This window comes from Paenibacillus sp. FSL R5-192 (assembly GCF_000517845.1).
GTDB classification, from domain to species: domain Bacteria; phylum Bacillota; class Bacilli; order Paenibacillales; family Paenibacillaceae; genus Paenibacillus; species Paenibacillus amylolyticus.
On the sequence record NZ_ASPR01000014.1, the window covers coordinates 225,088 to 238,984 of the forward strand.

Annotated in this window: 10 protein-coding genes; 9 read left to right on the forward strand and 1 reads right to left on the reverse strand. The window is 39.2% G+C overall.

The window, feature by feature from the left end; translation table 11 throughout:
• The 9 genes from C161_RS09435 (at nucleotide 1) to C161_RS09475 (ending at nucleotide 12,673) form a co-directional block, all read left to right on the forward strand.
• Complete coding sequence (locus C161_RS09435) at nucleotides 1-687, forward strand: hypothetical protein (protein WP_036669879.1); 687 nt, start codon at nucleotides 1-3, stop codon at nucleotides 685-687.
• Between the two features lie 3 nt (nucleotides 688-690).
• Nucleotides 691-3,357 (forward strand): discoidin domain-containing protein, encoded by a 2,667-nt coding sequence (locus C161_RS09440; protein WP_036669881.1) that lies wholly within the window; start codon nucleotides 691-693, stop codon nucleotides 3,355-3,357.
• Nucleotides 3,358-3,406: 49 nt separating this feature from the next.
• Nucleotides 3,407-4,615, forward strand: a complete 1,209-nt coding sequence (locus tag C161_RS31475; RefSeq protein ID WP_051449672.1) for an SPRY domain-containing protein — start codon at nucleotides 3,407-3,409, stop codon at nucleotides 4,613-4,615.
• A 62-nt stretch (nucleotides 4,616-4,677) separates the two neighbouring features.
• A complete protein-coding gene (locus tag C161_RS09450) occupies nucleotides 4,678-5,865 on the forward strand; it encodes an SPRY domain-containing protein (RefSeq protein ID WP_036669882.1) in 1,188 nt (395 codons plus the stop codon).
• Nucleotides 5,866-6,428: 563 nt separating this feature from the next.
• Nucleotides 6,429-7,970, forward strand: a complete 1,542-nt coding sequence (locus C161_RS09455) for a hypothetical protein (protein ID WP_156946098.1) — start codon at nucleotides 6,429-6,431, stop codon at nucleotides 7,968-7,970.
• Between the two features lie 11 nt (nucleotides 7,971-7,981).
• On the forward strand, nucleotides 7,982-9,940 hold the full coding sequence (locus C161_RS09460; protein WP_036669897.1) for a CBM96 family carbohydrate-binding protein: 1,959 nt from the start codon (nucleotides 7,982-7,984) through the stop codon (nucleotides 9,938-9,940).
• 146 nt (nucleotides 9,941-10,086) lie between these two features.
• On the forward strand, nucleotides 10,087-10,347 hold the full coding sequence (locus tag C161_RS09465) for a hypothetical protein (protein WP_036669899.1): 261 nt from the start codon (nucleotides 10,087-10,089) through the stop codon (nucleotides 10,345-10,347).
• 780 nt (nucleotides 10,348-11,127) lie between these two features.
• A complete protein-coding gene (locus C161_RS09470) occupies nucleotides 11,128-11,826 on the forward strand; it encodes a hypothetical protein (RefSeq protein ID WP_235193777.1) in 699 nt (232 codons plus the stop codon).
• Nucleotides 11,827-12,370: 544 nt separating this feature from the next.
• Entirely contained in the window at nucleotides 12,371-12,673 is a 303-nt protein-coding gene (locus C161_RS09475; RefSeq protein WP_017689545.1) for a YunC family protein, read from the forward strand.
• Nucleotides 12,674-12,801: 128 nt separating this feature from the next.
• On the opposite strand, the gene mtnA is transcribed toward C161_RS09475, so the two are convergent.
• On the reverse strand, nucleotides 12,802-13,875 hold the full coding sequence (gene mtnA, locus C161_RS09480; RefSeq protein ID WP_036609936.1) for an S-methyl-5-thioribose-1-phosphate isomerase: 1,074 nt from the start codon (nucleotides 13,873-13,875) through the stop codon (nucleotides 12,802-12,804).
• Nucleotides 13,876-13,897 lie beyond the last annotated feature (22 nt).

The window sequence follows — 13,897 nt, forward strand, 5'->3', positions numbered from 1 at the left end:
ATGGCAGTTCCAGCGACTACAGGCGTATTGAGATCGAATATAAGTGATATGGAGATTGGCGACTATATTGTATGGAGATATGATTCTTCTGGAGAGCAATTTATAGATGGCACTCTAGGAATAAACGAAATACCTGTAAATGGGTTGGTTGGTACTACAAGTTTAAACAACTACTACTGGTACGCTATTAAAGTAGATAAAGGTCTTTTAATCTCTGATCGCATTAGACATTCTACTGTCACTTGGGATTCAATGAATGCAAATAAGATTATCGAAGGGTTGCCTAAAACCTTTGGTGGTGTCTCAGGAATTGTCCGTAGTATATCTGGTGGAGTAGGATATGCAGATAAGGATGGGAAGCTGAGTATGAAGGACTTAGGATTGGGAGCATTCCCTACGATTAATGAGTGGGATGAGTATATCAAAAATGGTCGTTTGGGTGGAAAGGTACAGCCCAATGACGATAATGTGTGGCATCACCATAATGTATTTTCGTGGGCAAAGGAAACGCCTGTTCTCGGCTCATGGACTACGAACAAAGGGGCAGTCTTATCTGCACCCTCTTCAAGCAGAATAGTACGAGGATATGAACAGCGCGACGATAATAGAGGTGTTGCTTTTACAGGAAGTGCTTCGTCACAAAACTATATTGGATTTAGACCAGTATTTGAATATAGGGAGGTGTAATATATGGCAACTGTAGGAGATCAGCTAAAAGAACCAGAGGTAGGATGGAGACGTTATGATGATACACATATAGGTTTAAAGTATACAGGAACTTGGACCACCCCAACCCCATCCAATACAGGTTATTATGGTGGCAGTATAAGAGTAACTAGCCGAGCTGTCGACAATAACTATGTTACATTTTCATTTTTCGGAACAAAGCTTAGGATTATCTCTGACTTTTACTCAGATAGGCATTCTGATAACTCTATCACGATAGATGGTGTAACAGAGATGTATAGTGCGTTTCGTGCAGTAGGTTCCCCTAGCCTTCAGCAATCCATAGTGTATGAAAAGACTGGATTACCTCTTGCATTTCACACGGTTACTATTGCAACAGGTCATAATCGTATAAATTTCACTTTAGATGCTATAGATATTGATGAAACGGGGTATCTGTATGGATACGCTCTAACCTCCCCTGAAACAGGATGGAAGAGGTATGACGATACACACGATGCTTTTGTATATCATGGAGATAATTGGATATTTCAAACTCAAACAGGAACGCCAACTCTGTACAATGCAACCCATCACTATTCTGCAAAAGGGATGGGCGGCAACGAAATTAGATTTAAATTTTACGGAACCAAGTTAAGACTAATATCAAGTATAGGTTCGACTTTTGCAGATGATATTTCAGTGGTCATTGATGGAGCAACTGAAAAGTTTAATTCAAAAATGGCAACAACAATAGACGAAAGACAACGGTTAACCTATGAAAAAACTAATCTACCATTAGGTGTCCATGAAGTTAAGCTTATCAGCGGAACTAACGGAGATTGGAGATTGGATATTGATGCTGTAGATATTGATGACACAGGCTATATGGTGGCTCAGGTGGGACAACGTTTATTTGCACCAGAACCAGGTTGGAAGAGGTATGACAATAGTAATTCAGCTATTAAATACGAAGGAGTGGGTTGGATTTCAGCTACAGGTGATTCTAATACTTATGTAGGAACAGCCCACTATATTCCACTTAATGGAGCATCATCAAATAGCATTAAATTTAATTTTTATGGGACAAAATTGAGGATCATTGATCTGTATTGGACTAATAGAGTGAATAACGTAACTATAGAGATTGATGGAAAATTCTCCACATGGAATCCCAACAATTCAGCGAATAAGTATCAAGTATTGGTTTTTGAAGTATCAGGTTTGACAAAGGGTTTACACAAAGTGAAATTATCGACAACTAGTTCGAGTGGAACATTTTCTCTTGATGCTATAGACATTGACCTTGATGGTCGATTGTTCCATCCAGATGAAGTAACAAGTGTTACTGAACTTGAGATTGGTAAGCGTATCAGATGTCATTACCAGACTTCAGTAGCGAACAACGTTGGATTGTTTAGCGGATTAGGAGAGCAATCTTCTGATCTTATTCCTATATCAAGTTCTGCAACACCGAATGGTGATTTTTACTTCATTATGGTAGAAGATGGGGATGATCACAAGCTGTTGGTCGCTGATCGAAATATTCAACACAGCATAAGTTGGGACTCTATAAATGCAAATGGAATGGCTGGTGGTGGCGGTGCACCAATTTCATTATTAAAGACAAAAGAGATTTCAACCTCAATTCGACTTCCCACAGGCGGTATCAACGCAACGGATAAGGATAATGAATGGGATAAATATATTGTTAACTCTACACTAAATGGAGCGATCAGTGCTGGTAGCAATTTTGTATGGAATTGGAGCGGAGCCGCATCATGGGCTTCTACAACAAATACTGGTGGATCAGCAAACAGAACTGGACGAGGTGGCACAGGCGGAAATGTAGGAGCGAGTGGATATAATCCAACTTCTTATGTGGGGGCGGCCACTGCAACTGGTTTTAGACCATTAATGGAAATTGGAATTTTCCCAATGTTTAGATCATTAATTAAGCATGACGCTGAATACAAACGCTTTAAATTGGGGAGTTCTAAAGTGGATAAAACTCTAATCATTACTCCTTTAATGACATCCAATACTACTCCATCAGGTGTAACAAGTGCAAGTAGCATATATAATTCCAGTTATGAAGCATGGAGAGCATTTAATGGTGGAGCAACAGGTACAGAAGATTGTTGGGCTTCAAGTGCTGGCAGTCCTAGTGGGCATCTAGCATATAAATTTAATGATATAACCACATTAAGTATGTATTCCATAACGTCAAGAGACGCATCAGATTTAGGTTCAGCACCTAAAGATTGGACATTTCAAGGATCTAACGATGGGATTAACTGGAGTGTAATTCACACGGTTAGCAACTCAACAGGATGGAGTCAGAAAGAAACAAGGCAGTTTGTTTTAGATAAAGAATATTCATACTTCAATTATAGACTAAATATTACATCTAATAACGGACTGAACTATACTACAGTAGGAGAATTGGAATTAATTAAGAAGAGTATAATTGATGCAATTCCATCTGAATGGAGCATGATTTCAGTAACTTTACCATCAGAAAGCACTTTTATTAATGATGGAATGGATGATCTGTCTGTATTTGATAGAAAGAATGTAGATTTAATTCAGATTATGACTGCCAATGGATCACTAGGATCAGGAAAATTGTTTAAAGGAAGCATTGATCTGAAGAAGTATATTGAAATAAAAAATGTGAGTGTGAAGTAGAGTATGTATGCTCTACTTCTTTTTTATTTATATGAAAGGAGATAGATTTATGACAGGTGTATTTTGGCAACAACTACCTGGTATCACATTGTCGAATGATGATCTAACTGCAACATCACTAAACCATAATTATGCTGCAGTTGCTACAATAGGTAGGAGTTCGGGTAAGTGGTATTGGGAAGTGGTTTTGTCGGACAATTTAGCAATGATTGGTGTTACTAGCGTCACAACGGGTGTGAAAGTATGGAATACAGTTAATCATAGGGGATATTTCTCTGACGGTAAGAAATGGAGTGGTGCTTCGGGAGTAGCTTATGCGAACACTTTCATTATAGGAGATACAATAAGTATATTGATGGATTTGGATAATGGCACATTGGAGTTCTGGAAAAATGGGGTATCACAAGGAGTTGCATTTAATGACTTAAAAAGTCTTGGAATGATTTATCCAACTCATGGTAGCGGAGCAGCATCAACAGCATCCACTGTAACTTCAAATTTTGGAAAAAAAACCTTTAGATACAAAATGCCTTCTGGGTACGAGAGATATCAGGGATATGAAAATAAAATCTTACTTTCATCAGGTGGAAAATATTTTACCTTGAGCAGAAAATATACTACAAGTCTTATACCTATTATGACTACAAATACTACACCTAGCGGAGTGGCAAGCGCAAGCGATGAAACGGCCGTCCCTGCTTTTCGTGCATTTGATGGAGCATCTATTTCTCAAAGATATTGGGCTCCAAACGGAAAAACTTATGGATGGGTAGCATACGATTTCAAAACACCAACACTTGTAGCTAGGTACGATTTAATGGTCATATTAAGCAACCCCACCTTTGGACCGAAAAGTTGGACATTTGAAGGAAGTAATGATGGAGTAAATTGGACTGTATTGGATACACAGAACAATCAGTCTACTTGGATTAACGATAAACCTAATATTTACGATCTAAACAAAATAGGTTTTTACCAAAAATATAGATTGAATATAACTTCTAATAATGGAGCAGTAAGTGTAGGAATTGGTGAGTTGAGGATGTATGGTATCAGACACTTATCAATGAGCTTTTTTCACAATATATCCGAATTAACATATGTTAATCATGGAATGAATGAGGTTGGAAATTTAACATTCAATGTGGGAGAAATAAAAGAATATACCAATATTAGTATCACATTAGGTACAGGTAAAATCTTTGAACACACTATTGATATGTCAAAGCGTCAAATAGATAAAATTGCGTTTGGCTAAATTTATAATGATCATATCTCAATTGAAGATGTGTTCTATTTATTTTGAAAGGAGACAATTCAATGGAAATTATTGATTTAAGGCTGTCGGATGGTAGCTTAGTCTATTCTCATGCTTCTAAAACCATTAGGACAAACGTCGGCAGATCGTATGGAAAATGGTATTGGGAGGTGAAGCTAAACTCTGGTAGTCCTGCTTTCTATTTAGGAATTGCAAACTCAACTTATCCTATCGGAGGATCTTCTATTGTTGACACTAGTTGGAGGGTTGGCTATGGAAACAACGGATATAGATATCCAGAAAATACTTCTTATAGCCCCGCATGGGTATTAGGCGATGTTATTGGTTTGTATCTAGATTTAGATGCTGGAACACTCGGGTTTACTAGAAATGGAGTCGATTTAGGAGTAGCATTTTCAGACATAAAAACTTTAGGTGAGGTTTATCCAGTGATAGGCGCAGGAGGCGGGAATTCTAGAAGTGCATTTATAAATTTTGGATTCACTCCATTTTTCTACTCTCCACCAAATGGATACTACGCTTATGGATCAGCATATTCGAGTAAATTTTTGATTTCATCAGGAGATAAACTATATTCTTTACTCCCGAATGAATTCACATTACCTTTAGCAAATAACATAACTACAAGTTCTTCAACTGCGGGGTTCGAGGGCTGGAGAGTCTTTGATGGCATAAAAGATAATAGTTATTGGCAAACTTCTACTGGGACTTCCGGATGGCTGAAGTGTGATTTTGGTTCAGGCAATGAAAAAAAAATCGTATCGTATAGAATGTATCCATCAAATAATTCTATAAATTCTAGGTCACCAAACTCATGGACTGTGGAAGCATCAAGCACAGGTTTGTTTGTTGGAGAAGAAACTATCTTAGATTCACAATATGATATAACTGGTTGGTTATTAGGAGTAGCTAAAAATTTCTATATAGAGAATAGTGGAAGTTTTAGATTTTATCGCTTGAATATTTCAAAAAATAATGGAGCAACTTCTTTAGTGAACTTAGGGGAATTAGAACTAATCGCGAAAGGTAGATTGAAAGAATTAAATATTGCATCTGAAAATAACTTTTTGAAACATGGGATGGGAAAAGATATTGCAATTGATCTGTCAAGTTCTACAGAGGATAAAGCTTTTCAAAATGAATCTTTTGAAGTGTTAGGATCAGGAAAAGTCTTCAAACAAATAATTGATACAACTAAAATACAAATTAAGAAAGCATCAATCACATAACTATATGAAATGATTGATTTATTTATATTAAGAAAGGAGATGAGATTATGGCGAATTATACGATTCAATTAGAAGGATGTTATAGTGGGAATTGTATTCGAATTAATGAGATTGAACTATTTGATAAAAGTAATAATAAAATTATATATTCTTTAACAAGTGCTTTTGACAGTAACACTAATGGGATTCCTAGTTATTGGGACAGAGGTGGAACTTGGAGTAAAGAAGGTCTTAACGATGGTAATAAGGCGTTCGGCTCTAACTCTGCAACCGTTCTATTGTATAACCCTGCAAGTCCAACAGCGACCCCAACAGACACTAGTTTCACAAGAATTACAATTACATGTAGTTCAGTACCTCAAAAAATTGTGTTAAATTTCACAGGAAGAGATACAAATACAGGAGGTGTTGCGAAGTATGTCTCTTTATTTGAAAATGGAAGCTTATCAGTTAAGAATAGTGGCATACAGGTTATTGCGCGAACAAAACTAAATAATGAATTCACGGAACAATCTGTAAGAAATATAGCATATTTATCTTTAGTATTTCATAAAGGAAAATATATGTACTATAGCAATCAATGGAAAACGTTAGATGACGATATTGATGAATCCCGATACCTGAATTATGGTATGGACGACATCTCCATCATACCTGAATCCGCATGGTCACAACTTCAAGGTGAAGTAGAACTATGTTACTACACGGACGACCCAACCAAAACAGAAGCATCTTTCAATATCGAAACTGAACCCTTCACCCTAGCGGAAGAATGGGAAGACAAAGAGATCAAAATCATTGAATACACTGACGACCCGAATCAAACCGAATCAACGATTACAATCGAAACCGAGCCTTTTACAATATACGATGAGTTGGGTGATAGTGTAGACGTTCTATACTACACAGATGATCCATCCAAAACATCAGCGGAACTGAATATTACGGCTAACTACTCCCCATTGGATGAACTTGAGGGAGATTTTGACGTAGTTACGTGGACGAATGATGAAGAGGTAATCGCCGGAAATCGGGACATGATGCTGACGTATAACGCGCTACCGTTTGAACAATTAATTGTTCAACCAACAGACATAGCGCTCTTTGGAGATGTCAAAAAAGTTATTGCTACAAAAGTAACGGAGAACAGTCCGGAAGGTATACTAAGAATGGCTGCTTCGTTCGACTCAGGGCTCACATGGAAGACATACCGTTTCAACAAGTGGCTCGATATGGATATCCAGAATACAACCCTATTCAAAAGAAAAGGAATGAATCTGGACACACTCAACGCCATCCCTGAAAAGGATCTAATTGATTTAACACGAATCGCCTATTACTTCGATAGCAGTAAGCATTATGAAAACAGCTACTTGCTTGACGAAGTGAAGATGGTCGTTGATGCACCGCGACATGCAGTGGAGTTTAGAGATATGTCACTACAACTGTTAAACACCACAGCCACAATCGACCTGACCTTCTCTGGTAACAAACTTACAGGTGTGCTTGATGATGCAGATCAGGGCAAGGTTAAATACCGCGTCTTGTTGAACGGTAAAACGTATTATCCGGCGGATGGCAATTTTACACGACTAGCAGCATCTCCATTCAATATTGAACTCAATATTGACGAGAGAAATGTTAATTTTGGCGTAGAGAATACATTGAAGGTTGAATTTCAGGATTATTGGGGTGCCGTAGACTCACGGGAAATCAAGTTTATCGGATCGTATTCAGGATTAATGTTTATGGATGAGTCTGGAGATTTTCTTTCAGATACCTTTGGTGGTATTTTGAAAAAACTTGATTATGGGGTGATCATTGCCGGACAGACGACGTTAACAAAGAAAGTCAGAATCAAAAACTTGCTTGGTTATGCTGTGGATCATGTTTACCTGGAGATGGATAAGAAATTCGAAACGGATGGTGTTGAAGTCCAATTATCCAGACAGGCCGACCCGTTTCTTCCGATCGATTATCTGACCTATGGTCTGATTCAACCGGAGGATAGCATCGATTTTTATATTCGTATCGCAACGGATATTCATGCCAAGCCGAATCCTAATGGCAATTTTGAAATGAAGGTCACAGCAGACCGGGTGTAGCTCTCAATACAATGAGACAGGAAGTGAGTGGAATTAATAACGGGGAGACTCTATTAGATAGTTATATACATATTAAAAGTCCGGAAAATCGTTTTACAGCAAAGTATATTCTGTACAATCAGGTGGATGAAGAACTGTCTTCAACCCTAATAGCTGCTACAAGAAAAGTGTCCGAGATCGTCTCTAGTGTATCCGTACGTGTCAGACGGTCACAGGAATTGAGCAATTCGCTATCGGTGATGTACAGGTCGCAAGGAGATCTGGGCGCAACCATTCAAGCGGCATCCAAAGTTGATCTTGAAGGCATGTTGTACGTTCGCCCACATAACCGTGCACACGGCAAATATGAATTACTGGAAGCACCGCGTGTAACTGTTAATCTTAAGCCTGTTGCTGATGCGACCACACGAAGCCAAACTCACCTGCAGACGCTCAACTTTGGTGATACACAGCGTATGATGATCGGTAGAGACGAGATAGAGCAATTCGAATCGTTTATACATTTCGGTGATTTTGATACTAGAATACCTGATCTGTTATATCTGGAAGACGCTAAATTGAGGTTATATTACACAGGAACCCTGGCACCTGGAGCACACATTGAGCTGCATCAGCCTGATACGTTGTGGCGTGAGTACGGGATTACGTATGCGAACAGACCTCAGTCCATTCAGCTCTTATCGTCCAGTTATATCCTGGATACGACTGAACGTTATGTTGAGTTTGATATGATGGCATTACTTCAAATGTGGAGAGAAGGTATTCTTTCGAATGTTGGACTGATTATTCAGTCTAGCGGCAACACGCCGATTTATTTCAACACTCGTGAGTCTTCCAAACCACCTGTTTTGCAGATTAAATATATCACTTCTCAAATTTATTCCATCGGTCGAACCGAAATTGAAAGTGAAGTTTTTATTTATGGTGTAGGTCGCAAGGATATAGCTTCAACGTTAGTTGTACACAGTGATATTGGGCTGGACTGGCTCAAATCTCAGTTGTACGTCCACCGTTATGAGGATCACATGCATCATGATATACCTCAAGTAATCGCGGTCAGCCGTCCGTACCTGGATGTAGATCTGACAATAGCTAAACGTATAGATGCAGAACTAGGTTCGAACATTTCTATTGCTGAAAGTAGGACAGAAGAGAAGGAAACATGGGTTTCTATTTCTAAGCCCGAGCTTCATGCGCAGTTCATTACTGCTATACGAACAACTAAGGATACAGACGGTAATCTTGCCGTTAGAACAGGTCTAGACGACGAAAAAACTGTAGAAATCGCAGTGTCTCATCCTGACTTGCCTTCAGTCATTACGGTAGATAGACAAATGTCTCTAGTCAGTACGTTAACGATATCACAGCTGCTCGATGATGGACGGGATACGAGTTTAATTGTATCCATACCTGATCTTCATACTTCATTGGAAGTCTCCAATTATACAAAAGTAACTTCATCGTTGGGGTCTTTGATAACGGTCATGTACGACGATGATTCGACTGTGATTTCTGAGATTAAGGTTAATAAGCCTGATCTGAATAGTGATCTTCAAGTCAGAGCATTAGATCATGATGAGAGGGCAGCTAGTCTTGAGATTCCTTACTTAGCAGAGCAGCTTGGGCAATTATATATTTCAAGACCTGATGTGCTTTCCAGCATTGAGGTCAAGTATATGGATGTTTTGGATGCACACATTAGTATCAAGGAAAGAGAATACTTGGATAGCTATCTTCAGGTGCGAGATTGGAAGGATATGCAGTCTACAGTAGATGTGAGACAGATTGTCGATATGGCTACTGAAGTGACAATTTCCAAGCCTGATCTGGCCGCGTATGTCTTACCAAGAGTTATTGCGAATGTAGAGTTAGATTCGATCACAAGTATCCGTAAACGGGATGCCGGTGATTTAGTGACCACAGTAATTGTGAAGAGTCCAGGAAATCAAGCGTATTTTTACATTTTATAAAATGAGTACATCATCAAAGAGGGCGTTGGCCCTCTTTTTTTTACGTTTAGGCTCATGTCCATCCCTAAGCATCTGTACTTTATTGTGTAACAGTCGTCTTCTCGTTATGATACAATGTGTTCATCACACATTAAGGAATGAAGACCATGCATCAAGAGGACAGTGTATTTGAACAGATTATGAAGCAGAAAAGATTGAAGCCTATCAAGCCTGAAACTACAAAAGTTCTAGTTAAACCAATACATAAAAAGAAACTAGCTCAGGAGCAATTAAGTGATTTGGATGTCCAGTTCAAAAAGTCGGTAGCTGAATCAATAGACCGCAGTGTACTGCATAGACGTGTACTGGGAATTAGAAGAGAGTTAACGGAGATAAGACGATTAAAGAATGATGAGCAAATGTTTTAAGGTAGGCTGGACACAATGACATACAGTTTTCACGGCTCAAATATGATTAGTGTACCTAAAAAGCATGTATGTTCAACATAATACCTGTTAAATTAAACCGAGTATAGGACTACTAAGTTTACTGCATAATTGCAGATTAAGTTTATGTTTTTGCTTAAAAACGACCTCTTTCAAATTCTAATATAGGTGCTAGTCACCGTCATTGTGACGGAGAACTTTAATTATCTCAAGACAATCTTAACCAACGAGATTCGTCTTATATAAATATTGAAACTCTAATGTTAATCTGAGAACAGGTATTCTTTTGTTAACTTTATGAAATCTACCTGAAAGTAATCGGACTCAAAAGTAACAACGAATGTATACTTTTAAATCCGAGTTGAGCTTACTATGGGTATCACCACAGGAATCATTTTTTTAATAAATAAATCAACTGCAATTATCCTTTTTATAAATGTCCTTGAAAGCGTGAGGAGGACATTTGAGAGAAATAAATTCAATGATCTCTTTTTCAAGCTATATCAGTAAAGATGTACATAATTGCTAGTATTACTATGACAGCAAGAACGGCCCATAGTAGGGTATATTTTTTCATATTATCCTCCACCTTCTTGATGATAATTTAGTATAACTGTTTCAAATCGCCTAATTAATGGTAACATATATAAATCACCATGCCAATACTAATATATTAACCAAATGGGAGGAAATGATTCAATGTTAAGGAAATTCTCAAAGAGTGCTCTTGCACTAATTCTAGTAACAACGATATTTGCATCCATGGCATCTGCGAAAGATACTCCTGAACCTGAAGTATATACACCTGAGCAATATACAGAGTATTTGATACAACTTATTAATGATGGGGATACTGGAGCTAATCAGACATTAGAGCAGTTTAATAGTTTAACCACAACTAAACAAAAAGCTTTCTTAAGTTTTATTTTTTCAGAAGAATATGTAAATGCAATGAGCGAAATGTTGTCTGGTAACGAAACTTCATCGTATAAAAGCTCTAATCAAGAAATACCAATTGAAATAGAGTCCAGTTCTACTGATCAAGTTCAAGCAAATCAATTATCAGCTGGCGCTTTTGCGGCTAGAGCTAATCAAGCGGCATCGGTGAGCAGGTCAGAGAAATTGAGCATATTTGGTGTAGATACATCCACAATAACTTTGACAGTTAGTTGGGAGCACAATGGAAATGCAGCTGTTAAGCCTCTTCAAGTAATCCAAGGACATCTAAATCGGAATCCAGGATTCACTCTAAGTGAGACATCAAATAATAGTCCGGGGTACATTTCAGAGGGATACTTTAATGCCACAGGGACTTGGACTATGCGAGCAACCGCATCTTTAGGTTTTGTTAGTGATACATTAGGAATTAACATTAAAGCTTCAACACCGTCTAATAAGTATTACTATACAACTTCTACTAAAAAAAATATGAATGCCACCAATGGTTGGGTGAAGTATTAATCATAGTTAAAATTTTTGGTATGTGATGCGCAAGGGGGGGAGTGCTCCCCTTGTATAATTTAAATTTATACTATCATCAAAAAATGATTGATCATGCTGTACGATATCAAGTCTTATTATTTAGAGGTTACAGTTAAACCTCAGGGTTTATTTTGCTTCCTCCTAGTCCTCTGGCCGCGGGCTTCCAATGAAAATCTGAATGGCTTGCTTCAGGAGTTTTTCACGAAAGGCACCGCTCTCTCAAATGGAGGATACAGATCTCGCCGGTTCACTGTTTCTTTAAAGTTTGGATATTTCCCTATGAAATTTCCCCATTCATTTTGAGCCATTTTATAGTCCGATAATCATGCTCATTCCCACTTTTAGGTAATAATTGGCAGTCAAAATATCAATTCCTCCATATTCTTCTATAATGTATCATGACAAACACTGTCTGAACTGTAAGTACCTACATTTTCTCAAACACGGCAGGTGTCCACACGACAATCCAGAATGAGGCATACAATTATCGTGACCTGTGGAAGAGGAGGTGGATCGGGAAATTATGGTGACGATGGAGCCCATTGTAGTTGGAGAGCATGTATTGGTAGGGGTAGAAGTCAAGCTGCCCAAAACAACGTTGTTGACCATTAACACATCCAAAGGATATATCATGTGCGGAGCACTCGACGTGGGGTTACTTAATGAGAAGCTCGGGGATCGCAAAATTATTGCAGCTCGGGCGGTTGGTGTGCGTACACTGGAGCAATTGTTGCATGCACCTATGGAGTCGGTGACAACAGAAGCCGAGGCCATGGGCATTACGGTTGGCATGACGGGTGTAGAGGCTTTGTTGAAAATGATCTAATCACGCTAAAGAAGGGCTCCCCATATGGGAAGCCCTTCTTTAGCGTCTTAGCGTCCTAATACAGAGCCGGGCACATCAGTAGTCAATGGCTCTATACACGAATTTTTTTCTTAAATACTCTCATTAAATTAAGCTTCTTCCTTCGCGAACAAGGCAGCCAGATTTTCTTGGAAAGGTGCGCGAACAACACCTTTTTCCGTGATAATAGCTGTTACATATTCGTTAGGCGTTACGTCAAATGCTGGATTGTATACTTTAACACCTTGCGGTGCTGTACGTTTACCAAATCCTTCGGTCACTTCTTCCGCAGCACGTTCTTCAATCGGAATCAGGTCCCCGGATGGAGTGGACAAGTCGATGGTCGACAATGGGCTGGCTACATAGAACGGAATATTGTGAGCTTTGGCAAGCACAGCCACGCTGTATGTTCCGATTTTGTTAGCTACATCGCCATTCGCAGCAACACGATCCGTTCCGACGATAACGGCTTGAATCCAGCCTTTGGACATCACCATGCCTGCCATGTTATCACAGAGCAGCGTAACGTCAATGCCGGCTTGCTGTAACTCAAATGCTGTCAGGCGTGCACCTTGAAGTACGGGACGAGTTTCGTCTGCAAATACCTTCAGGTGAATGCCACGTTCCTGTGCGAGATACATTGGAGCAGTTGCCGTACCATATTTCGCAGTAGCCAGTCCACCTGCATTACAGTGAGTGAGTACACCCATACCATCTTCGAACAATGGCAGTGCATTCTCACCGATCATGCGGCATACTTCTTCGTCTTCTTTCTGAATCAACAGAGCTTCTACTTCAAGAGCATCATTGCCCTCATCCAGGCTCAGGCCGGATTCAACGACCTCATTTGCTTTTTGCATCATGCGATCCAGTGCCCAGAAAAGGTTCACCGCTGTTGGTCGGGAAGTAGCCAGATGAGCACATATGGATTTTACGTGATCCAACCAACCTTGAACGGTTGTTCCGTCATATGATTTGGCACCCAATACAACACCAAATGCAGCAGCAATACCAATCGCCGGAGCACCGCGTACTTTCATGGAGTGGATGGATTCCCATACTTCCTCAGGTGTATACAATTTCAACATGAGGATCGTTTCGGGCAGCAGACGCTGGTCAAGCATTTCAAGCTTGTCCTTTTTCCAGATGAGAGAGGACAGAGGCTGATATTCAGGGGTTGTCATGGGTGGTTCCTCCGTTCCTTAT

Excerpts from the sequence above, each read along its gene's own strand:
- C161_RS09470 (WP_235193777.1), top strand. The coding sequence starts at position 11,128 with ATGGCATCTGCGAAAGATACTCCTGAACCTGAAGTATATACACCTGAG.
- C161_RS09475 (WP_017689545.1), top strand. The coding sequence starts at position 12,371 with ATGGTGACGATGGAGCCCATTGTAGTTGGAGAGCATGTATTGGTAGGG.
- C161_RS09450 (WP_036669882.1), top strand. The coding sequence starts at position 4,678 with ATGGAAATTATTGATTTAAGGCTGTCGGATGGTAGCTTAGTCTATTCT.
- C161_RS31475 (WP_051449672.1), top strand. The coding sequence starts at position 3,407 with ATGACAGGTGTATTTTGGCAACAACTACCTGGTATCACATTGTCGAAT.
- C161_RS09455 (WP_156946098.1), top strand. The coding sequence starts at position 6,429 with ATGTACTATAGCAATCAATGGAAAACGTTAGATGACGATATTGATGAA.
- mtnA (WP_036609936.1), bottom strand. The coding sequence starts at position 13,875 with ATGACAACCCCTGAATATCAGCCTCTGTCCTCTCTCATCTGGAAAAAG.
- C161_RS09460 (WP_036669897.1), top strand. The coding sequence starts at position 7,982 with ATGAGACAGGAAGTGAGTGGAATTAATAACGGGGAGACTCTATTAGAT.
- C161_RS09435 (WP_036669879.1), top strand. The coding sequence starts at position 1 with ATGGCAGTTCCAGCGACTACAGGCGTATTGAGATCGAATATAAGTGAT.
- C161_RS09440 (WP_036669881.1), top strand. The coding sequence starts at position 691 with ATGGCAACTGTAGGAGATCAGCTAAAAGAACCAGAGGTAGGATGGAGA.
- C161_RS09465 (WP_036669899.1), top strand. The coding sequence starts at position 10,087 with ATGCATCAAGAGGACAGTGTATTTGAACAGATTATGAAGCAGAAAAGA.